Here is a 22,333-nt window from a genome sequence, read left to right as displayed (position 1 = left end):
TGATGTGAGTGAAGTGGAATATCGGTGTGCCCACGACGTATACAGACCAGTTTTTTGTGCTCGACCCGGCCAATCCGGGTGCGAACGGAACCGTTGTTGGATCCACGCTGAACGTCGAGTTCTTTGATATCATCGATCAGAATGACGATGATCTGGTCAACCGGCTGAATGGAGACTCGGTTGACGGATCTGACATCACTGCGTCTTACTTCAATGATATGGTGACGATCGAGTTGCCGGGTGGTGCGCAGGTTACATATACCGGCGTTACCTTCTACCTTGCTGACGGGCGCGAGGTTTTTACCCCAACAGACGGCTCGGTTCTGCAGCAAGGCACGTTTGTTTCTTCTTCAGTCACCGATTTTAGCGATGATGGGGCTTCGTTTGGTTCGGTCGATATCGCCAACGGTGATCTCGGTCCGCCTTGCTTTACGCCCGGCACATTGATTGATACCCCCGATGGGCCCCGGCCGGTCGAGGACCTGAAACTTGGAGATCTGGTTACGACCGCGGATAGCGGCGCTAAACCTGTGCTCTGGATTGGTCGGACCAAGGTGGCAGCCGAGGGTAAACTGGCCCCCATTCGGTTCGAGACAGGGATGTTCGGGATCACGCGCCCTCTGTTTGTTTCGCCGCAGCACAGGATGCTGATCGATGATTGGCGTGCACCCTACCTGTTTGGCCATGAAGAAGTTCTGATCGCTGCCCATTGTCTTGTGAACGGAACAACAGTCACGCGTGTCGAAGGGGGCGAGGTGGATTATATCCACATTCTGTTCCGGCGACATGAGATCGTGTTCGCCAATGGCGCCAAAAGTGAAAGCTACTACCCGGGACATGCACTGACCCAGGCCGAGCGTCGGACGCAAGCAGAAGTATTGGCCTTGTTCCCGGAGTTGGCGGCGCGAGGAGCAGCCTCAGTCAGAACTGCACGCCCGGTTGTGCGACCGCGCGACGGACAGATGTTGTCGAAATAATCCGTTTCAAATACGCCCTTCGCGGCGTATAGCAAGGCATGGCAAAAAAAGCAGTCCGCAAACCGCGCGGTAAGAAAAAGAAGGCGTCCAGATCAAACAAAACAACAGGCCCCATCGCTCGGATACGGCGCTGGGCCCTTCGTGTTGTTCTGGCGATGGTCGTGGCTTTTGTGTCTTTGGTTCTGATCTATTCAGTCGTGAACCCGCCGGTCACGCATACGATCTGGTCCGAGTGGCGTCGGCTTGGGAAGGTTGATCGCGAGTGGGTGCCGATCGAAGAGATTGCCCCGATCATGGCGCGGTCGGTCGTAGCAGCCGAGGATGCCAACTTCTGCCTGCATTGGGGCTTTGATGTCGAAGCGATCCGCGATGCGCTGGAAGATGGCGGCAGCCGGGGTGCATCGACCATCACGCAGCAGGTGGTCAAGAATGTATTTCTCTGGCAGGGGCGCAGCTGGGTCCGCAAGGCGCTTGAAACCTCGATGACACCGGTTGTTGAAATCGTCTGGAGCAAGCAGCGCATTCTCGAAGTGTATCTGAACGTCGCGGAAACCGGACATGGGATCTTTGGCGTCGAGGCCGCGGCGCAGAAGTATTATGGGGTGAGTGCGGCAAAAATGTCTCCGACACAAGCGGCGCGTGTGGCGGCGATTCTGCCATCCCCGCGCAACCGGTCGGTGACGGATCCATCGGTGCGGACCCGCAGGCGTGCCGCGTCAATTCTGGATGGAGCGGCCACCATCCGCGCAGATGGACGCGCCGCGTGTTTCGAGGATTGAAACCCAGACCCCTCAGCGGCTAAAGCTTGAAGGGTACTCTACTGTTTCGAATGGAAGTTCATGGCGCGTCTGTTTCACGTCCCCCTCTCGCCCTATTGCCGCAAGGTTCGCCTGTCTCTGGCCGAAAAGAAGATCGAGGTTGAGCTGGTCGAAGAACGATACTGGGAACAGGACCCGGATTTTTTGCGCCGCAACCCGGCGGGTAAGGTTCCTGTGCTGCGACTGGATGGTCAGATCATGGCCGAGAGCGCCGCGATCTGCGAATATATCGAAGAGACCCGACCCGAGCCACCCTTGATGCCTAAAAAAGCCGAAGCACGTTATGAGGTGCGGCGTTTGGTAGGCTGGTTTGATGACAAGTTTCACCACGAGGTGACCTCAAAGCTACTGTATGAGCGGGTGAACAAGAAAGTAACGGGGCAAGGCTATCCGGACAGCAAGAACGTCAAGGAAGGCGCGCGCGCGATCAAGTATCATCTGGATTATATGGCCTGGCTGCTGGATCACCGTCGCTGGCTGGCCGGAGATCAGATGACATTGGCCGATTTCGCCGCGGCGGCGCATCTGTCGGCGCTGGATTACATTTCGGACGTAGATTGGAACCGAAGCTCTGCGGTGAAGGACTGGTACGCCAAGATCAAATCCCGCCCGGCGTTCCGCTCGATTCTGGCGGATCAGGTTCCGGGATTCCGACCACCGCCACATTACGCGGATCTGGATTTCTGATAGATTGAGGGGTAGGGGGCTGTCCGCCCCCTCTTGGCCATTGGGCCAATTCACCCCCGAAGGTATTTTTGGCCAGATGAAGAGCGGATCGGAGTTGAAACAGCGGTTGGTGGAGCAAGCCTTGTCTGAGGGGTTTGTCGCCTGTCGGGTTTGTCGTCCTTGGGATGTGCCCCTTGTTCCCGAACGGTTGGATGCCTTTCTACAAGCCGGATATCATGGCCAGATGGGCTGGATGGCTGAGCGGGCTCATTGGCGCGGTGATCCGTCTGTGCTGTGGCCTGACGCGCGGTCGGTGATCATGCTTGCGGAGAGCTATACGCCCGAGCATGACCCGACTGCGGTGCTGGCGCATTCCAACTTGGGCGCCATTTCGGTTTATGCGCAGAACAAGGATTATCACGATCTGGTTAAGAAGCGCCTCAAACGATTGGCGCGCTGGCTGATTGCCGAGGGTGGGGGTGAAGTGAAGGTGTTTGTCGATACTGCTCCGGTGCCAGAGAAGGCGCTGGGGCAGGCCGCTGGGCTGGGGTGGCAGGGCAAGCATACCAATCTTGTCAGTCAAGATTGGGGAAATTGGGCCTTTTTAGGGTCTGTTTTCACAACTTTGGATTTGCCTGTGGATGGCGCTGAGGTCGACCATTGTGGCTCATGCCGCGCGTGTTTGACGGCCTGTCCGACCGACGCGTTTCCGGCACCGTATCAGTTGGATGCGCGGCGCTGTATTTCGTATCTGACCATCGAGCATAAGGGGCCGGTGGAGGAAGAGTTGCGCGCGCTGTTGGGCAACCGAATCTATGGCTGCGATGATTGTCTTGCGGCCTGCCCGTGGAACAAGTTTGCGGTCGCGGCCAGTGACCTTCGCTATGCGGCGCGGGAGGAGCTAAAGGCGCCTCCGTTGGCGGAACTGGCGCAGCTGGATGATACAGCATTCCGCGCGATGTTCTCGGGCTCGCCGATAAAGCGGATCGGCCGGAATCGGTTCGTGCGGAACGTGCTTTATGCGATTGGGAACTCAGCGGTGCCGGCGTTACTGCAGGTTGCACAGACGCTGACCGATGATCCGGATCCGACCGTGGCTGATGCCGCGCGCTGGGCGGCATCCCGGTTGTCGTAAACAGGCTGGACGCGCCGCAGGAAAACGCTACACCCGGTTCTGGCGAACAGATGGAGGACCCGATGGCGTTGGCTTTGGGGGTGGATACGGGCGGAACCTATACGGATGCGGTGCTGATCCGGGATGAGCGCGAGGTGATCGCGTCGGCCAAATCGCTGACCACACGAGCGGATCTAGCGATTGGTGTGGGCCGCGCGGTTTCTGCTGTGCTAGAGACGGCTGATGTGTCTCCGGATCAGATTGGGATGGCATCGTTATCGACAACGCTGGCCACCAATGCGTTGGTCGAAGGCCAGGGCGGGCGCGTGGCGTTGATCTATGTCGGGTTTCGGGAAAGCGACCTTGAGAAACACGGTCTAAGAGAGGCGTTGAAGGGCGATCCGGCTTTGGTTCTGGCCGGGGGGCACAACCATGCCGGGGGTCAGGTCGCCGAATTGGATGTTGCAGGGCTAGAGGCCTTTTTAGACTCACATTCAGGCATTTCCGGCTATGCGGTTGCGGCACAGTTCGCGACCAGGAATCCGGCGCATGAACTGGAAGTGGCGCGCGTGATTTCCGAGCGTACGGGAGCGCCGGTCACGTGCTCTCATCACCTGTCGGCCAAGCTGAATGGGCCAAAGCGTGCGGTGACCGCCGTGCTGAATGCACGATTGATCGGGATGATCGACCGCTTGATCGGGCGCGCGCAGGATCAGTTGCGCGCGCAGGGCATCACCGCCCCAATGATGGTTGTGCGCGGGGATGGCGCTTTGATGAGCGCCGAGCAGGCGCGGGAGCGTCCGATTGAAACGATCCTAAGTGGCCCTGCGGCCTCTATCGTTGGCGCGCGCTGGCTGACCGATGTTGAGAACGCGCTGGTGTCCGATATCGGCGGGACCACGACCGACGTCGCGCTGATCAGAGATGGCAAACCTGCCATCGACCCCGCAGGCGCGCAGGTTGGCGGTTTCAGGACCATGGTTGAAGCGGTTGCGATGCGGACTCATGGTTTGGGCGGTGACAGTCAGGTGCATGTGGTGACCGAAGGCCTAGGCGGCGGTGTCTTCCTTGGGCCGCGTCGGGTGCTGCCGGTGTCGCTGATCGCAGCTGAGGCCCCGGATGTGGTACATGCGGCATTGGATGAGCAATTGCGGGCGACGACTGTAGGTGAACATGACACGAGGTTTGCCCGTCGTGTGCCGGGTATCCCCGCCGATGGGGTCGGGCCGCGTGAATCAGTGTTACTGGACCGGTTGGAGGATCGTGTTGTGCCGCTCAGCAGTCTGTTGCAAACCCGGATGGAGCATGGGGCACTGGGTCGTTTGGTGGATCGCGGGATCGTACAGGTCTCGGGTGTCACCCCTTCGGATGCCAGCCATGCTCTGGGGCGGCTTGCGGATTGGGACTGCTCGGCAGCGCTCAAGGCGCTGGAACTGATGGCGCGTAAGCGGGTTGGATCAGGGGACAGGCTGGCAGTATCGCCTGAAGCGCTGGCTCAGCTCATTGTCGATCAGTTGACGGAACAAACCTCATTGACCTTATTAGAGACTGCTTTTGCCGAGGAAAGCCATGGGTTTGACCAGCCTGCAAGAGATCTGGCCCGGCATGTTCTGACGCAGCGCGGGTTGGCGAAACACCGTGGGTTGTTGGCATTGGATACCGCGCTGAATGTGGATGTAGTGGGTCTTGGGGCTTCGGCCCCCAGCTATTACCCGGCAGTCGGAGAGCGGTTGCATTGCAAGATGGTCCTGCCAGAGCATGCCGGTGTTGCAAATGCCATCGGTGCGGTTGTCGGGCGGCTGACCCTTCGGCGGGCCGGTTCAGTTACGTCCCCGGCCGAAGGCCGCTATCGGGTACATCTGGAAGAGGGGCCGCAGGATTTCTCGGACTCGAATTCCGCTCTGCAGCTGCTTGAAGAGGTGCTGCGCAACGAGGCTGAGGGCGCGGTGCGCCAAGCAGGTGCCGAGGATATACGCGTGACAGTCGACCGCGATATCCGCACCGCCAAGATTGAAGCGCAAGAGGTATTCGTCGAAGCGTTGATCACGGTCGAGGCCAGTGGACGACCTCGGGTGGCGGTCGGATAGCCCCGCAAGGGGCTATACCGCGCATATCATTCTGCCGCACTGGAGCGTTTTGGCAGCACCCAGTCCGGGCGCGGGAAATGGCAGGTGTATCCGTTGGGGATGCGCTCTAGGTAATCTTGATGCTCGGGCTCGGCTTCCCAGAAATCGCCGACGGGTTCGACTTCGGTCACCACATTGCCGGGCCAAATGCCACTGGCGTTGACATCGGCAATTGTATCTTCGGCCACCTGTTTCTGGGCATCGTCCACATAGTAGATCGCCGAGCGATAACTCATTCCGCGGTCATTGCCCTGACGATTCAGGGTGGTCGGGTCGTGGATCTGGAAAAAGAACTCTAGCAGATCGCGATAGGTGATCTGGGTCGGGTCGAACCAGATTTCGATCCCTTCAGCATGGGTGCCGTGGTTGCGATAAGTTGCGTTTGGCACATCGCCGCCGGTGTACCCGACGCGGGTGCGCGAGACGCCGGGCAGTTTGCGGATCAGGTCCTGCATGCCCCAAAAGCAGCCTCCGGCCAGAACGGCGCGTTCATCGGTCATCAGATATCCTCCACATGGATCAGAAATTCGCCATACCCTTCGGCCTCCATCTCGTCGCGATGAATGAACCGCAGCGAGGCGGAATTGATGCAATAGCGTAGCCCGCCATGTTCGCGGGGGCCATCGGGAAACACGTGGCCCAGGTGGCTGTCGCCGTGTTTCGAGCGGACCTCGGTCCGGATCATGCCATGAGCGGTGTCGCGAAACTCTTCGACATGTTCATGTATGATTGGCTTGGTGAAACTGGGCCAGCCGCAGCCGGATTCGTATTTGTGGGTCGAGGCGAACAACGGCTCGCCCGAGACGATATCCACGTAGATGCCCGGTTCCTTGTTGTTCAACAGCTTGCCAGTGCCCGGGCGTTCGGTGCCGCTGCGCTGGGTGACGTGAAATTCTTCAGGTGAGAGGGCCGCAATGACCTCGGGGTCTTTGGTATAACGGGACATGGATCCTCCGGTGTTTGAATGATGATGTCCTATTTGGGCATAGATGCGCTGGAATCAAAACCATATTACAGCGCGCTCGCGGGTCTGTGCAGTTGATCCAAACGAATGCACAGCGCGTATGATTTATAACAGGAGGTGAAGTGATGTTCCGTATGGCTCTGTTGACTGCTCTGATCTTGTTGGGCAAAGCCCTTCAGGCGGCACCACTGACGGGCGAATTTTCATCAATCGATGGCGGGACATTATCACTGGAAGACTGGCGCGGACAGCCCGTGCTTGTGGTCAACACGGCGTCGCTTTGCGGCTTTACCGGACAATACGCAGCGTTGCAGGAGCTGCACGAAACATATGAAGAACGCGGGCTGGTGGTACTGGCGGTCCCGTCGAATTCGTTCAAACAAGAGCTGGCGTCGTCGAAAGAGGTCAAGAATTTTTGCGAACTAAATTATGACCTTACGCTTCCGATGACGGATATCACTCCAGTGAAAGGTTCGGATGCCCATCCGTTTTACCGAGCTGTTGCTGCGCAGACTGGCTTTGTCCCGAAATGGAACTTTAACAAAGTGCTTATTGGCCCCGAGGGTGAGGTCGTTGCCACCTATGGGTCAAGCACCAAGCCAAATGCGCCTAAATTGATAGATCAGGTCGAGGCGTTACTGCGCTGACCGGGTTCGCGCGACAGCTGTACGGCAAGAATTCCCAGCGTTGTGATCAGAACCCCCACCGCATCCAATGGGCCCAACTTCTCACCCAGTAAAATGGCGGCGATGGTCACGCCGAATACCGGGTTGAGGAAATGGAACGTTGCTGCACGGATCGGGCCGATGCGATCCAGTAGCAGGAACCAGATGAAAGTTGCCAGAAGGCCCGGGAATAGCGTGGTGTAGGTAAAAGCCAGCATAAAAGGCAGTGTGGCGTGGATATGAATAGACTCGAACACCGGGGCGGCGAGAAACAGCACCGCCGATCCGATAAGCATCTGCAGCCCAACCACCATCATGAAGTTACCGCCCGAAGTCGCCCCCCGAACAGCCAAGGTGGCAAAGGTCAGCGCCAGCGCCCCGATTCCGCAGAGCAGAACCCCGAACAGATCGACACCAGCGTTAATCCGGCTACCCATGATTAGCGCGACACCGACAAAACCTGCCAGCAAGCCGACGATGCCCAGCGGGCGTATCCGCTCACCCAATAGCAGCCAGCCGGCTAGGGCTACCAGCAGGGGCATAGTCGAGGCGATGATCGCCGCGACCGAAGCCTCGACTGTCTGCATCGCATAGAAGTTTAGACCCAAATAAAGGGCATTTTGGCAGATTCCGAACAGAATAGTGGCGCGCCATTGGTTGCGAGTCAGGCGCCAGCTTTGCCCCATGGCGCGTGCGATCGCCACGCCAATTAGTCCCGAAATCAGAAATCGCAGCGCCAACGAGAACAAAGGCGAGGCATCGGCAACGATGATCCGCGCCGAGCTGAAGGCCGAAGACCAGATGAGGGCGAAAACAAGCCCCATGGCGATGGCGCGCAGGTCCATTACGGCCTCCTGATGAAATTCGGGCGACTGTTCCTGATTTTAACATGAGCTGCAAGGACCCATTGCGTCGAATAGCGGGGTCGCCCGATAGTTGGCATCAATGAGCTTGCGCGCAATGAGAATGAGCAGAGCTTTTTGTAGAAAAGCGCTGCTCATCATTATGATTCAGCTTGTCGCTTGATTCAGGCGAAAAAGCTAAGATCGTCCATCGAGAACCAACCCGCGTTCTCGACATGGTCATTGGTAATTTCACCTCCCGATGCAACGAACTCGACGTGATCAATATCGCGCCAGTCAAACTCGTGTGTGACGTGATCGAATGTCAGATCGACCTCTGCGGAGTGCACCAGCTCATCGCCATTATAGGCATTGATAGTGACTTGGTTTGCCCAGTTCGATTCAGGAATATACGTGGTGTCCGATCTGGAAGCATTGGCCAAGGAAACGCTGTTGAAGTTGAATTCTTCGCCATCGCTTTTCGAGAAGCCGACAGTTGCCCCCCAGGAATTGAACGCCTCCAGGTCGGGGTCGGGGTTTGAGCCACCGTATTCGTATGGGGTTAGAATACCATCAGTGTTGCTCTGCCCTTTGCTAACACTTGCAATAAATGCACCATTCAGCACCTGATCACTGTCATTGATGCGGGTTCCGTCATTGAAATCCAGCACGAACTCTTCAAGCGGGTCAGGCGCGGTCAGTTCCGGGAAGTATTGGAACAAGGATTCAGGGATGTCCTCGACCTTTTCATACAAAGAAATCTCTTTCCCGCCTGCGTCTGGATAGCTGGTGACCTTCAATGCCCAAGAAGCACTGTCGTCCCCGTCCAGTTGCAGCACGTCAGAACGGTTTCCATCCGCATAAAGTGTAACGGTTACGTCCCCATTATCTTTCTCCAGCCGACGTTCTGAGATTTGTCCGTCCTGATAGGTGGTCGTGATCGAATCCCAGGATTTCGCATCCAGCTCATCAGTCTGGCTGATGCTGACGCGCTGGCCATTTGACCAGATCTCATGTTTCACGACTCCATTGTCATATGTCGTTGTCTTTTCAGATTTCTTTCCACTGCCATCAAATGAGGTGCTGATGGTTTCCCACGACTTTATGTCGCTTCCGTCTGTCTGCGTTACGTTGCTACGCTGTCCGTCTGTCCACGTTTCCTGTCTGATAATTCCATTGTCATAGGTGGTCGTCCGTCCGGTTGTCTCTCCGTTGACATCGAAGAACGTGTCGATCCGATCCCAGGATTTGGTTTGTAGAAAGTCCTGAACAGTACTGAAATGACCGGGCGCGAAGGCTTCAACCGTCCGGGTACCATTATCGTTTGTTATCGTGCGGCCTATGATATTGCCCGACGCATCATAGCGTAGAACGATCTGGTTCCAGGATCTTGCACCGTCTCCGAAAAACCCATCTTGGATGAGAATCTCATTCGGAACACCATTTTGAAAGGTCTCGGTCACGCGGATACTGTCTGGGTAAACCGTTCCGCGTTCGGTCATTATTCCATTGGCGTCATAGTCAATGAACCGATTATCAAAGCCCAGTGCCTCATCTGTTCCGACATAAAATTCCTGACGCAAAACGCCGTCTTCGTAAGTCCCGAAGACCTCGTATCCGGCATCAAAAGTCGTCCGCGTTGCAACGACAACATCGTCTTCAATCGTGTATTGGATGCTTGCCCAGTCGAATTGATTTTCTGTATCGAATTCAGTGGTTTGATATCGTGCCATAAATCGAGATTCCTCAATAATACTTCCCATTAAGCGAGTGGATGAGGAATATGACACAACTATGGCGATAGCGGCAAAAACTCGATATTAATCAGATGCTTACATAACTTATTCAGACAAAAAAAGGGCCGCCCGGTGGCGACCCCTTCGATCTTGCGATCTGTCTTCGGCGAATTAGCCGTTGACGCTGTCTTTCAGAGCTTTCGCGATGGTCATTTTGACCACTTTGTCGGCTTCTTTCTTGAACTGCTCGCCGGTGGCGGGGTTGCGCACCATGCGCTCGGGGCGCTCGCGGCAGTAGATTTTGCCAACGCCGGGCAGGGTGACGGCACCACCGGCCGAAACTTCGCGAGTGATCAGGCCGGTCATGGCCTCCAGCGCGGCATTTGCAGATTTCTTGTCAGTTCCCATTTCCTCAGCGAGAGCAGCCACCAGCTGAGTCTTTGTCATAGGCTTTGCCATTTCTTGGTCTCCTTAACGTGCCCGATCTATAGGGCCTCACCGCGTAACTGTAACGGGATATTGTGGCTGAACACAACGAATAGTAGCACTAAAAACCCCAAAAATAGGGGAAATTCGTTGCTTTTTTGCTTCAGAGAAAGGCCGTTTCGTCAAACGAACGCAATTTCCGGCTGTGTAACCGTTCCAGCGGCATGCCGCGCAAGTGCTCCATCGCCCGGATTCCGATCGCCAAATGACGACTGACCTGAGTGGTATAGAACGCCGACGCCATGCCGGGAAGCTTTAATTCACCATGCAAGGGCTTATCCGAGACGCACAGCAAGGTGCCGTAAGGAACCCGGAACCGATAACCGTTGGCTGCGATTGTTGCACTTTCCATATCCAGCGCAATCGCACGGGACTGGCTGAGCCGTTGCACCGGGCCGGACTGATCGCGAAGCTCCCAATTGCGGTTATCGACCGAGGCGACTGTACCTGTTCGCATGATACGTTTCAGCTCGTAGCCTTCCAACTCGGTTACCTCGGCCACAGCCTGTTCCAGCGCGACCTGGACTTCGGCCAGCGGGGGGATCGGCACCCAGACGGGCAGGTCGTCGTCCAGCACTTTGTCCTCGCGCAGGTAGGCATGTGCCAGTACGAAATCCCCAAGCGCCTGCGTGTTGCGCAGACCGGCGCAGTGGCCGACCATCAACCAGGTGTGCGGGCGCAGAACCGCAATGTGGTCGGTGGCCGTTTTGGCATTCGATGGCCCGACGCCGATATTGACCAGCGTGATCCCAGACCCATCCGCGCGTTTCAGGTGGTAGGTTGGCATTTGCGGCAGTTTAAGGGGCTGTTCCAGTACGGCTTCGGCGTCCGTGATCTCAACATTCCCGGTCGAGACAAAGCTGGTATAGCCGCTGTCGGGATCAGCGAGTTGCGCCCGTGCGTAGCTCTCAAATTCCGAAACATAGAACTGATAGTTGGTGAACAGCACGTGGTTTTGGAAATGGCCGGGGTCAGTCGCCGTATAATGCGACAGTCGTGCAAGCGAATAGTCCACCCGCTGGGCTGTGAAGAGCGCAAGGGGTCCCGCTTCGTTTTCCAGCTCGTGCACGCCATTCACGATATCGTCGTTTGTTGTATTCAGGTCCGGTACATCGAACGCATCGCGCAGAGTGAACCCAGCTGCACCCTGATGCGGGACAACCAGATCCGGGTTATTGGCGACAGCGAAATGGACCGGGATCGGCGTTTCCGAAGCTCCGATTGTGACCGGCTGATCGTGGTTCTTGATCAATAGCGCGATTTGCTGGGTAAGGTAGGACCGGAACAGATCGGGGCGCGTCACTGTCGTGGCGTGTGTGCCCGGCTCGGACACGTGACCGAAGCTCAGCCGGCTGTCGACCTGCGCGTAAGACGAGGTCCTGATCCGGATTTCGGGGTAGAACGCCCGAAACCTCTCGGTAGGAGCGCCGTTCTTAAGTGCATTTGCAAACCTATCGCACAGGAATTTTGTCGCCTGTTCATAGAGCTCTTCTAAACGTGCGACAGCTGCAAGCGGATCGCTAAATTTCTCGGGGTTGGGAACGTCAGGTGTTCGGATAGTAGTCATGCAAGGGGTTCCAGAAGGTCGATCTTTTCGAATGTACGTACATCCACCAGCCCAAGGTCCGAGATCCGCAGTTCAGGAATCACAACCAGGGCCAGCAGAGAGTGCTGCATATAGGCGTTGTTAAGCTGACAGCCGCAGGTCTTCATCGCCTCGACCATTTGTTCTGCTTTGGCGGCAACGTCAGTCGCTGGGTTGTCGGACATCAGGCCTGCGATCGGCAGTTCCACCAAGGCCAGTTCCTCGCCATCGCGAAAGATTGTGATGCCTCCGCCCACTTCGGCCAGCCGGTTCGCGGCCAGTGCGATCTGTTCACGGTCGGTGCCGACAACAATCATATGGTGGCTGTCATGCGCAACGGTCGAGGCCATGGCCATTTTGCCTTGATACCCAAAGCCCGAGACAAAGGCGTTGGTCACACCCCCCGTGGCGCGATGCCGTTCGACCAATGCGATTTGGCACACATCGCCTTCGCCTTCAACAAGCCCTTCGATAATCGGCAGCTCGGATTTCAACGCTTGCGTTGGGGCCTGATTTTCAACCACCCCGATCACGTTGGCCATGACACGGTTCGCTCCGGCAGGGGCTGCGATTTCAAAGTCTGTCGAGGTCAACGCATGCCCTAGGTGTACGGTATTTCGCGCCTTAGCGGGCCAGTTCAGATGCGGGCATTCGACCGTTACCGTCCCGTTTTCAGCCACAATCTGACCGCGCGCGACCACGGTTTCGATCGGAAGCTCTACCAGATCAGAACTCAGGATAATGTCAGCGCGCCGCCCGGGTGTAATCGAGCCGATCTCGCGTTCCAACCCAAAATGGGTCGCCGTGTTGATCGTCGCCATTTGCAGCGCAATCAGAGGATCGCAACCACAGGCAATCGCATGTCGCACTACGCGGTTCATGTGTCCGTCATTTACCAGCGTTCCCGAATGGCAGTCGTCGGTGCACAAGATGAAGTTGCGCGGGTCCAGCCCTTTTTCAGTCACCGCAGTAATCTGGCTTTCGACATCATACCAAGCCGACCCCAACCGCATCATTGACCGCATTCCCTGACGGACACGTGCGATGGCGTCGGCCTCGCAGGTGCCTTCATGATCATCCGCAGGGCCACCAGCGACGTAAGCGGCAAATTCAGGCCCTAAATCTGGCGAAGCATAGTGCCCGCCAACTGTTTTACCGGCGCGTTGTGTGGCCGCGATCTCTGCCAACATCTTCGGATCGCCATGAATGACTCCGGGAAAGTTCATCATCTCGCCCAGTCCGATGATACCGGGCCAAGACATCGCCTCAACCACATCCTCGGCGGTGATCTCATACCCTGTGGTCTCAAGCCCCGGTGCTGAGGGTGCACAGGACGGCATCTGGGTGAAGATGTTCACCGGCTGCATCAGCGCTTCGTCATGCATCAGGCGTACGCCTTCCAACCCCATCACATTGGCGATCTCATGCGGGTCGGTGAACATCGAAGTCGTCCCATGCGGAGTGACTGCGCGGGCAAATTCTGCCGGGGTCAACATACCAGATTCGATATGCATATGTGCGTCGCATAACCCCGGCACCAAATAGCGACCGTGCGCCTCGATGATCTGAGTCTCAGGACCGATACAATGCGCGGCGTCCGGCCCCACAAAAGCAACGCGCCCCGCAGCGATCGCCACGTCATGGTCAGGCAGGGTTTCGCGGCTATGCACATTGACCCAGACGCCGCCACGGATCACCAAATCGGCAGCCTCGCGGCCAGCAGCAACAGCAATGAGACGAGGGGCGGTATCGGGCCAACTTGGGAAGGGAGTGTATTCCATGGCCCAACTTTCCCGAATGCGGCGCAAGGTGCAACCCCCACTATTAAGGTATCATGGAATCATCACAAAACCTGCCATCCGCAGCGCGCCAGCGCTGCCACGCCCAACCAGAGGAGATGCCCAAAGGGCATCAAAGATGGGCGGGAGCGACCCGCGATTAGTTGTGGCGATCGGCTTCAATCTCCGCGCGCAGCCAGTCGACAAACGCCAACGCGCCCGGCGTTTCCTCGGCTTGGGGCGATAGCAATAGATAATAGGCCTCGGGCATAGTAGCGCGATGGTTGAACGGCGCGATCAGGCGGCCTTCTTCAATCAACCGTTTTGCGATCATGTCGTGGGCTAAACACAAGCCTCCTCCGGCCATCGCAACCGACAGGCTGACCAGATAGGTCGTCGAATAGGTTACCTTAGGTTTCCCCCAAGTTAGGCCCTGATCTGTGATCCAGCTCTCCCAATTCGACAACAAATTTGAACAGTCGAACAGGGGCTGTTCCTGCAGAGTTTCCAGCGTCACCGGGAAGTCGGGGGCACAGACAGGATAGTAGTGATCTGTCCGTAGCAATTCCGTTCGCACCGTATCGGCTGGGCGCAGCGAATAGCGGATTTCCACCGCCGCGCCTTCGGCCATTTCGCGAGGCTCCCACAGTTCGGTGAAGATATTCAGATGTACATCCGGATGCAGTTCCCGAAACCGGGGTAGGCGCGGAGCCAGCCAGTTGACGGCAAATGTGATATTGCTCTGGACCTGAACCGCGTTTTGTTGTGCGCCCGTGACGGCTTGTGTCCCCCTTACCAGAGTTCGAAAGGCTTCACGCACGACCGGCAGATAGGTGATACCAGCTTCGGTCAGCTCCAATGCACGCGGACGACGTAGGAATAATGGCTGACCCAAATAGCCCTCTAGTGATTTGATTTGCTGGCTGACTGCGCTTTGCGTCATGTTCAAATCCCGCGCCGCCCCCGTGAATGACAAATGACGGGCCGCCGCTTCAAATGTGCGTAGCCAGCCGAGCGGTGGAAGTGATTTCTGCATGCTCATAACTCTGCCAGTAGTTTTACTAATGAACTAGGCATGTTTTTTTCGTTGGTCAAACGTTTGCGGTGAAGGCACGATTTCCCAGAAGTCAATTGACAAGCGAAGGAGCCCGGCATGAGCGTTACAAACCTGCGTCCCAACATCGATCATTGGTCCGAACGCGTGGACATGGCCGCCGCATTCCGCTGGACCGAACGGTTGAACATGCATGAAGGGGTGGCGAACCATTTCAGCCTTGCGGTGAACGAAGACGGCACGCAGTTCCTGATGAATGCCAATCAGATGCATTTCGCGCGTATCAAGGCGTCAAATCTGCTGCTGCTTGATGCCAATGACAAAGATGTCATGGACCAGCCCGGCGCACCGGATCCGACGGCTTGGGGGCTCCACGGATCGATCCACCGCCATTGCCCGCATGCGCGCTGCGTGATGCACGTGCATTCGATTTTTGCGACGGTTCTTGCCTCGCTGGCAGACAGCAGCTTGCCGCCGATCGATCAGAACACCGCAACTTTCTTCAATCGCTACGTAATCGATGAAGAATTCGGAGGTCTGGCTTTTGAAAGCGAAGGTGAGCGCTGTGCCGCGATGCTGTCGGACCCGAAAAAGAAAGTCATGATCATGGGCAACCACGGGGTTTTGGTGATCGGCGACAGTCCGGCAGATGCCTTTAACAGACTCTATTATTTTGAACGCGCCGCAGAAACGTACATTCGTGCTCTTCAAACCGGGCAACCTTTGCGCGTTCTGTCCGATGAGATTGCTGAGAAAACCGCGCAAGAGCTTGATGAATATCCCGGTCAGGCCGAAGCACATTTACGCGAAATCAAATCTGTTCTGGATGCCGAAGGCTCGGATTACGCAACCTGAAGCGCACTGTTAGGAGTTTCAGCCATGACCGATATACATGATGCAGAAGCCGCCCGATGGAATTACCGCCCCGAAGGGCCCGTCGGTTTGAACCCTTTGTTCAACTGGCCGCCGCGTCCTGCGGCTATCCTGAACTGGTACAAAGGGGCTTGGCTTCCCCTTACGTCGCTGACGCTTTGCATGGTGATGGCTTTTGCCGCCTATTTCGTGTTTTTACCTCCATTAGAGACCATGCAGAGTTTCGCGCCCGGCTGGATGTTCCGTATCTGGCTGCTGAACATGGTGCCTCAGATCATGATAGCAGGAGGTCTGCATTGGTGGCTTTACATGCGCAAAGGGCAGGGCATGTACAAGAAATTCGACCGGCGTGATCTGACACGTGACAATGGGTCGTTTACCTTTCGAAATCAGGTTTTGGATAACATCTGGTGGACGCTGGGAAGTGCGATGACTGTGGCGACGGTCTATCAGTGGCTGATCTACTGGGCGATGGCGAATGGCTATGCGCCAGTGATAACCTGGGCCGCGGCCCCCGTTTGGTTCGTGATCTGGATGCTTTTCATCCCGATGTGGTCAGGGCTTCATTTCTACTGGGTGCACCGATTGGAACATCACCCGAAACTCTACAAGCACGTTCATGCTGTGCACCATCGTAACGTCAATATCGGACCATGGTCGGGAATATCGAACCACTGGTATGAAAACCTTCTCTATTTCACCACCTACTTCATCCATCTGATTGTACCCTCGCATCCGCTGCATCTGCTGTTTCACGCCTACTTCCAGCAGATCAGCCCGGTACTGTCTCACTCGGGTTTCGAAAAGCTGAAGGCTGGTGAAACGGATGCCGCGCGGGCAGGGGACTTCTTCCACCAGCTTCATCACCGGTATTTCGAGTGTAACTACGGCACATCCGAGATTCCGTTCGACAAGTGGTTCGGCACTTATCACGATGGTTCAGCCGAGGCGACAACGCGGACACGGGCTTTCAAGAAGCAGATGTATACTTAGATCACGAGGGCGTTCTGCCCCGCCGAGTTCTGCATAGGTCCGTATATGACCTACGCAGAGCTTTGGTCAGGTTTTCTCAAACAACGCGATCAAAGCGACGTCATCTTTGTTAGGGCCGGCAGCAAGATCGCCATAAATCCGAACCTGCGTTAACGATAAGTCTCTGATCTGATCCGCCTCGAGGCGGCGGAAGGTATCGGCGAATCCGAGCGCCTCAAAGTGTTTTGCGTTGATCGAGAGGGCGAACTGCGCACCATGGCGTGCGACACGCAAGAGCGCTGGCAAATCTTCTGGCCCAAGATGGCCATGGGTGAACGTTCCGGACGAGACGACACCGGCATAGCTGCCGCGTGGAACCGGCAGGCCCTGATTGAGATCGGCTTCGATCGCGTCGCGATAGATATCCTTGCGCATCGCCTCGTCCAGCATTTCGGCGCTGATATCGGTGGCGTCGATCGGACCCACGCCCAACCCGGCCAGAATAGTTCCGCATAACCCCGTGCCCGCGCCTACATCCAATACCGGGCCTTGTCCGCCTGCGCCCACAAAGGCGCGTGCCGTGTGGTTGTGGAGTTGATAATCCTCAAGCGCTGCGAAACTGTCGTCATATTCCCCTGCCCATTCCGCATAAAGGCGCTTGTTCTCCTCGGGCGATTTCAGGGAGTAGGCTGCGTGCAAGTCAGGTGTCTTTTTGGTCATTTCTCAATGAATGCGCATCAGAGGATTCGAATCAAGTGCGTCCATCCGGCGCTTGCATCCACGTGCCGGGCAGATCATCAAAGGGACCATGACACAGACACTATTCTCCTTCGGCCACGGCTATTCTGCCCGAGCGATATCGAGGCAACTGGATCCAACCACATGGCGGGTCATCGGAACCACGCGTGATTCCCAGCAACTTGAGACAATCCGCGACTCGGGCGCCGAGCCTTGGGTCTGGCCGGGGGATCGGCCTGATCTGGATGGGGTGACGCATCTGCTTGTCTCTACAGCACCCACAGCCGATGGTGATCCGGTGCTGGCGGAATTGAAGGATGAGATCGCCGCGCGGATCGGACAGTTCAAATGGGTCGGCTACCTGTCGACCACAGCCGTTTACGGGGATCACCAGGGAGGCTGGGTGGATGAGACGACGCCCGCCACACCGACGGCTGAACGTGGCCGTTGGCGCGTGCGTGCCGAGGAGCAATGGGGCGGCATTCCGGGCCTGCCCTTGCATATCTTCCGACTGGCAGGGATTTACGGGCCGGGTCGCGGGCCGTTTTCAAAGCTGAAACGCGGTGGGTTGCGGCGGATCATCAAGCCGGGCCAGGTGTTTTCGCGCATTCATGTTGACGACATTGCACAGGTTTTGATCGCGTCGATGGCCAAACCCAATCCGGGTGCGATCTACAATGTCTGTGATGATGAACCGGTGCCGCCGCAAGACGTGATCGGCTTTGCAGCCGAGCTGCAAGGTCTACCGATGCCGCCTGCCGTTCCGTTTGATGAGGCTGATCTGACTCCGATGGCGCGCAGTTTCTATAATGAGAACAAGCGCGTTCGGAATGATCGGATCAAGGATGAACTGGGCGTCTCATTGCTCTATCCGAACTACCGTGTAGGGTTGGAAGCACTGATGCAGCATCAGAAGGATGCCACTTGATCACCGCGCCTTGCCAAGAAACCGGCACGGATTGTATGGGATTTCGATGAAAGACCGCTCTGTCCCGCTGAACATTACCGTTTCGACCCTGACCCGGCAGCGGCCCGAGATGCTGGCCGCTTTGATTCGAAGCTGGGGAGAGATGAAGCTGCCGCCCGACTGCTCGGTGCGATGTTTGGTGGTGGAAAACGACAGCGCAGCGCTCAGCGAAGGTACCGTGCAGGCAGTAGGGGAGAAGCTGCCTAATGGAGCAAGTCTGAACTATGTCCTTGAGACCGAACTCGGCATCCCGTTCGGACGCAACCGAGCCGCGCGCGAAGCGTTGGAGAATGGCTCGGATCTGCTCTGTTTTGTCGATGATGACGAGGTGGTGGCGGTCGATTGGCTTGAACGGTTGGTCGCCGGGTATCGCAACAGCTCTGCCGTGCTAATGGGCGCTCCGCTTCGTGCGGCGGGGCCAACGGGGCAGGAGACCGCGATTCAGCGGCTGATGTTGCGCAATATCAGCAATCGTTACCTCGACAAGGAAAACGCGGCTGCAAAGAAAGCCACGTTGAACGGTACCGGTGGCGTGACCATCGTGACAAACAACTGGCTGGGCGAGACACGCCTGTTCAGCGAAACCGGCCTTTGGTTCGATGAAACCATGCGGATGACCGGCGGGACGGACGCAAAGTTTTATGCCGAGACCGTTGCTGCAGGCTTACCGGTCGGCTGGGTGCCCGACGCTTTTGTGTACGAGACCATTCCTCCCGAAAGGTTGTCATTCTGGTATCAGACCGCCCGTGGAAGGGACCAGTCCAACACCCATATGCGCCGTAAGCTTGATCAGAAGCCAACAAAGGCGATCTTGGGGTTTCTGAGCACCCCCTTTCGCTTGTTGGCGCTGTTAGGGGCAATCCTTCTGTTTCCGTTCCAACCAGATCGGCGATTGATCCAGATCGCCCGAACGGTTGGGTGGCTTGTCGGGGTATTGGGAATTCCCTTCGGCTATAAATCGGCCCTTTATAAGAAGGTCAGTGGCCACTGAATCTGGGCCGGTCAATCCGTTTTGCGCTAACTCAGTTCAGTCGTTTCATGCGCGGCCATCATCGTAAGCTTATTTGCGTCCACTCTCTCTCGCGCCCGACTTGCGAGGCACGGTGAAGCTTGGTGGTGCAGTCGTAATCATGCGCTTCAGGGTCCGGCTGCGCGTAGATGTTCAAGTGATAGCTCTGGATTATCAATATCATCAAAAAACAAAACTTATGTGAATGGCTTGGATTTGCTAAATCTACATCCAAACAGAAAGAACGAGTCGTTAATGCTATTTCCTACAATGAAGGCAGGGCCGATCTGCGCGATCCCGCGTAACGCCCATGCCAAGGACGAGCGCAAAAACACTCAAGACCCCTGTTTCTCGTTTCAAAGTTAACCGCGCGACGCACGCATCTAGCCAGGACTGGAGATCGATATGGACGGAAGTGATACCCCCAACATGGGCAAATGCCCGGTAATGCATGGCGCCGAGGCCCGGTCCAACCGGGACTGGTGGCCGAACCAACTGAACCTGTCGATTCTGCATCAGCATAGCCCTGCATCGAACCCGATGGGCGAGATATTCGACTATGCCGAAGAGTTCAAGAAGCTCGACCTGAAGGCACTGAAGGAAGACCTTTATGCGCTGATGACGGATTCGCAAGATTGGTGGCCCGCAGATTATGGGCACTATGGCGGTTTGTTCATTCGTATGGCCTGGCACGCAGCGGGCACCTACCGCACGGCAGATGGCCGCGGCGGCGCATCGACCGGCAATCAGCGGTTCGCTCCGCTGAACAGCTGGCCGGATAATGGCAACCTGGACAAGGCGCGCCGTCTGCTTTGGCCGATCAAGCAGAAGTACGGCAACCAGATCTCGTGGGCTGACCTTTATATATTGGCGGGCAACTGCGCGATCGAATCCATGGGCGGTACAACATTTGGATTCTCCGGTGGTCGTGAAGACATCTGGGCACCCGAAGAAGACATTTATTGGGGTGCCGAGACCGAATGGCTGGCCCCAACTGAGAACCCGCACAGCCGCTATTCGGGCGAACGTGATCTGGAAAACCCGTTGGCAGCTGTTCAGATGGGTCTGATCTATGTGAATCCCGAAGGTCCAGATGGTCAGCCAGATGCCTTGGCTTCAGGTCGCGATATTCGCGACACCTTTGGCCGTATGGCGATGAATGACGAAGAAACCGTTGCTTTGGTTGCGGGTGGCCACACCTTTGGTAAGGCCCACGGCGCCGGTGATCCCGTTCTTGTCGGTCCCGAACCCGAGGCCGCCCCGATGGAGGCGATGGGCTTTGGCTGGATCAACGATTTTGGCAGCGGCAAGGGTGATGATACCACCACCAGCGGCATCGAGGGTGCCTGGACCGCAAACCCGACCAAGTGGGACAACGGTTACTTCGACCTGCTGTTTGGCTACGACTGGAACCTGACCAAGAGCCCAGCGGGCGCGTGGATCTGGGAACCTGTTGGGGTCAAGGAAGAGGACATGGCCCCGGCAGCGGGTGATCCATCGAAAAAGGTCAAGACTATGATGACCACCGCCGACATGGCGATGCGCATGGATCCGATCTATGGCCCGATCTCGAAGCGCTTCCACGAAAACCCGGACGAATTTGCCGATGCCTTTGCCCGCGCGTGGTTCAAACTGACCCACCGCGACATGGGTCCGCGTGCGCGTTATCTTGGAGCCGAGGCTCCCAGCGAAGAGCTTATTTGGCAAGACAACGTCCCGGCCGTCGATCACGCGCTTATTGACGACGCTGATGTAGCCGAACTGAAAGCCAAGATACTCGCGACGGGATTGTCTATCTCAGATCTGGTGTCGACCGCATGGGCTTCGGCCTCGACCTTCCGGGGATCGGATATGCGTGGCGGTGCCAACGGTGCGCGCGTTCGTCTGGCCCCGCAGAAGGATTGGGAGGTTAACGAACCGTTGAAACTGTCCAAGGCGCTGGATGCGCTGGAAGGCGTTCAGAAAGCGTTCAATGACGCACAGTCTGGTGGCAAGAAGGTCTCATTGGCCGATCTCATTGTCTTGGGTGGTGGTGCTGCCATCGAAAAGGCAGCCAAGGCCGCAGGTCATGACGTTGATGTTCCCTTTAGCCCCGGCCGCACCGATGCTTCGCAAGAGCAGACGGATGTCGAGTCTTTCGCGGTGATGGAACCGATTGCGGACGGTTTCCGCAACTACCTGCACAAGGAATACTCGGTTCCGGCCGAGGCCCTGCTAGTGGACAAAGCGCAACTGCTGACGCTGTCGGCACCGGAGATGACTGCGCTTGTGGGTGGGATGCGTGTGCTGGGCACAAACTTTGACGGAACTTCTCATGGTGTGCTGACCGAACGGGTCGGCACGCTCAGCACCGATTTCTTCGTGAACCTGCTGGATATGGGCACCGAATGGAAACCATCCGGTGACGGCGTCTATGAAGGCCGCGACCGCGCAAGTGGTGACGTGAAGTGGACAGGTACCCGCGTGGATTTGGTCTTTGGGTCGAACTCGCAGTTGCGGGCACTGGCGGAGGTCTATGGTCAGGACGACGCAGGTGGCAAATTTGTCTGCGATTTCGTCTCGGCCTGGAACAAGGTGATGAACGCGGATCGTTTTGATCTGAAGTAACCCTATAACCAACGCAGTAAATTGCGCCGCCCGAGGAGAGTCGGGCGGCGTTTTCATGCGCCTGACTCAGGGCGCGTACCAAGCATTGGGTACGATTCCGCCGAGAGACTGTTCTTTCTCTTTCTATAAACCTCTTTTTTGTGAGTACTCGGGAGGATTTGTTAAGCTAACCTGTTGTTTTTATTAAGGTGAAGAAGAAGGTGGTCGGAAATTTGAAGTTTTTTCAAATTGGGGGTTGCAGGTCCCAGACCTAATCCGTAAATACCCCTTCACCGGCGCTGCTGAGGTGCTGGGACGCGGTGGAAGCTGCGGAGACGCTCGGGAGAGACTGGGGGCATCTGAGGTTTTTGATTGGG

At 56.8% G+C, this 22,333-nt stretch carries 20 protein-coding genes; 11 read left to right on the top strand and 9 right to left on the bottom strand.

Annotation, left to right across the window (positions count from 1 at the left end):
- The first annotated feature begins 26 nt into the window (after positions 1–26).
- The 5 genes from ACR0DE_RS19625 (at position 27) to ACR0DE_RS19605 (ending at position 5,662) form a co-directional block, all read left to right on the top strand.
- Positions 27–977, top strand: coding sequence for a Hint domain-containing protein (locus ACR0DE_RS19625; RefSeq protein ID WP_480754909.1), 951 nt, complete (start codon positions 27–29; stop codon positions 975–977).
- A gap of 38 nt (positions 978–1,015) precedes the next feature.
- A complete protein-coding gene (gene mtgA / locus ACR0DE_RS19620) occupies positions 1,016–1,756 on the top strand; it encodes a monofunctional biosynthetic peptidoglycan transglycosylase (protein WP_480754905.1) in 741 nt (246 codons plus the stop codon).
- A 60-nt stretch (positions 1,757–1,816) separates the two neighbouring features.
- Positions 1,817–2,482, top strand: a complete 666-nt coding sequence (fzlA, locus tag ACR0DE_RS19615) for an FtsZ-binding protein FzlA (RefSeq protein ID WP_170399162.1) — start codon at positions 1,817–1,819, stop codon at positions 2,480–2,482.
- Between the two features lie 76 nt (positions 2,483–2,558).
- Positions 2,559–3,596 (top strand): tRNA epoxyqueuosine(34) reductase QueG, encoded by a 1,038-nt coding sequence (queG, locus tag ACR0DE_RS19610; RefSeq protein ID WP_170426247.1) that lies wholly within the window; start codon positions 2,559–2,561, stop codon positions 3,594–3,596.
- A 62-nt stretch (positions 3,597–3,658) separates the two neighbouring features.
- Positions 3,659–5,662 (top strand): hydantoinase/oxoprolinase family protein, encoded by a 2,004-nt coding sequence (locus ACR0DE_RS19605; protein ID WP_480755008.1) that lies wholly within the window; start codon positions 3,659–3,661, stop codon positions 5,660–5,662.
- Positions 5,663–5,688: 26 nt separating this feature from the next.
- On the opposite strand, the gene msrA is transcribed toward ACR0DE_RS19605, so the two are convergent.
- Together msrA and msrB are read right to left on the bottom strand one after the other, a co-directional pair.
- Positions 5,689–6,201 (bottom strand): peptide-methionine (S)-S-oxide reductase MsrA, encoded by a 513-nt coding sequence (gene msrA / locus ACR0DE_RS19600; RefSeq protein ID WP_170408742.1) that lies wholly within the window; start codon positions 6,199–6,201, stop codon positions 5,689–5,691.
- Positions 6,201–6,647: a peptide-methionine (R)-S-oxide reductase MsrB gene (gene msrB / locus ACR0DE_RS19595; protein WP_480754902.1), complete on the bottom strand. Its 447-nt coding sequence runs from the start codon at positions 6,645–6,647 to the stop codon at positions 6,201–6,203. Before msrB ends, msrA begins: the two co-directional genes overlap by 1 nt.
- Positions 6,648–6,790: 143 nt before the next feature.
- Between msrB and ACR0DE_RS19590 the strand changes: the two genes are divergently transcribed.
- Complete coding sequence (locus ACR0DE_RS19590; protein ID WP_170399148.1) at positions 6,791–7,312, top strand: glutathione peroxidase; 522 nt, start codon at positions 6,791–6,793, stop codon at positions 7,310–7,312.
- Here the strand turns inward: ACR0DE_RS19590 and ACR0DE_RS19585 are convergent.
- From ACR0DE_RS19585 to ACR0DE_RS19560, 6 genes are all read right to left on the bottom strand, one after another.
- Positions 7,288–8,175 carry a DMT family transporter gene (locus tag ACR0DE_RS19585; RefSeq protein ID WP_170399146.1) on the bottom strand — a complete coding sequence of 296 codons (888 nt, stop codon included), beginning with the start codon at positions 8,173–8,175 and terminating at the stop codon, positions 7,288–7,290. The two genes, ACR0DE_RS19590 and ACR0DE_RS19585, sit on opposite strands and share 25 nt — an antisense overlap.
- 182 nt (positions 8,176–8,357) lie before the next feature.
- Complete coding sequence (locus tag ACR0DE_RS19580; RefSeq protein WP_480754900.1) at positions 8,358–9,905, bottom strand: hypothetical protein; 1,548 nt, start codon at positions 9,903–9,905, stop codon at positions 8,358–8,360.
- Between the two features lie 174 nt (positions 9,906–10,079).
- Positions 10,080–10,367 (bottom strand): HU family DNA-binding protein, encoded by a 288-nt coding sequence (locus ACR0DE_RS19575; RefSeq protein ID WP_010442901.1) that lies wholly within the window; start codon positions 10,365–10,367, stop codon positions 10,080–10,082.
- Positions 10,368–10,497: 130 nt separating this feature from the next.
- Entirely contained in the window at positions 10,498–11,961 is a 1,464-nt protein-coding gene (locus tag ACR0DE_RS19570; RefSeq protein WP_480754898.1) for an AMP nucleosidase, read from the bottom strand.
- Entirely contained in the window at positions 11,958–13,760 is a 1,803-nt protein-coding gene (ade, locus tag ACR0DE_RS19565; protein WP_480754896.1) for an adenine deaminase, read from the bottom strand. The genes ACR0DE_RS19570 and ade overlap by 4 nt, the downstream gene beginning before the upstream one ends.
- Positions 13,761–13,917: 157 nt before the next feature.
- Positions 13,918–14,793 (bottom strand): LysR substrate-binding domain-containing protein, encoded by an 876-nt coding sequence (locus ACR0DE_RS19560; protein ID WP_170734101.1) that lies wholly within the window; start codon positions 14,791–14,793, stop codon positions 13,918–13,920.
- Positions 14,794–14,910: 117 nt separating this feature from the next.
- Between ACR0DE_RS19560 and ACR0DE_RS19555 the strand changes: the two genes are divergently transcribed.
- Together ACR0DE_RS19555 and ACR0DE_RS19550 are read left to right on the top strand one after the other, a co-directional pair.
- Positions 14,911–15,666 (top strand): class II aldolase and adducin N-terminal domain-containing protein, encoded by a 756-nt coding sequence (locus ACR0DE_RS19555; protein ID WP_170426232.1) that lies wholly within the window; start codon positions 14,911–14,913, stop codon positions 15,664–15,666.
- Positions 15,667–15,690: 24 nt separating this feature from the next.
- Positions 15,691–16,677, top strand: a complete 987-nt coding sequence (locus ACR0DE_RS19550; protein WP_170426230.1) for a sterol desaturase family protein — start codon at positions 15,691–15,693, stop codon at positions 16,675–16,677.
- A 66-nt stretch (positions 16,678–16,743) separates the two neighbouring features.
- On the opposite strand, the gene ACR0DE_RS19545 is transcribed toward ACR0DE_RS19550, so the two are convergent.
- Positions 16,744–17,376 carry a class I SAM-dependent DNA methyltransferase gene (locus tag ACR0DE_RS19545; RefSeq protein ID WP_480754893.1) on the bottom strand — a complete coding sequence of 211 codons (633 nt, stop codon included), beginning with the start codon at positions 17,374–17,376 and terminating at the stop codon, positions 16,744–16,746.
- Positions 17,377–17,464: 88 nt separating this feature from the next.
- Here ACR0DE_RS19545 and ACR0DE_RS19540 point away from each other — a divergent pair, with 88 nt between their 5' ends.
- The 3 genes from ACR0DE_RS19540 to katG all read left to right on the top strand — a co-directional run bounded on the left by ACR0DE_RS19540 (position 17,465) and on the right by katG (position 21,977).
- Positions 17,465–18,322 carry an SDR family oxidoreductase gene (locus tag ACR0DE_RS19540; RefSeq protein WP_480754891.1) on the top strand — a complete coding sequence of 286 codons (858 nt, stop codon included), beginning with the start codon at positions 17,465–17,467 and terminating at the stop codon, positions 18,320–18,322.
- Between the two features lie 46 nt (positions 18,323–18,368).
- Complete coding sequence (locus tag ACR0DE_RS19535; RefSeq protein WP_480754889.1) at positions 18,369–19,352, top strand: glycosyltransferase family 2 protein; 984 nt, start codon at positions 18,369–18,371, stop codon at positions 19,350–19,352.
- A gap of 423 nt (positions 19,353–19,775) precedes the next feature.
- Positions 19,776–21,977 (top strand): catalase/peroxidase HPI, encoded by a 2,202-nt coding sequence (gene katG / locus ACR0DE_RS19530; RefSeq protein ID WP_480754887.1) that lies wholly within the window; start codon positions 19,776–19,778, stop codon positions 21,975–21,977.
- The last annotated feature ends 356 nt before the right edge of the window (positions 21,978–22,333 follow it).

This window comes from Ruegeria sp. C10 (genome assembly GCF_056537805.1).
This window is presented reverse-complemented; position numbering and strand designations above follow the sequence as displayed.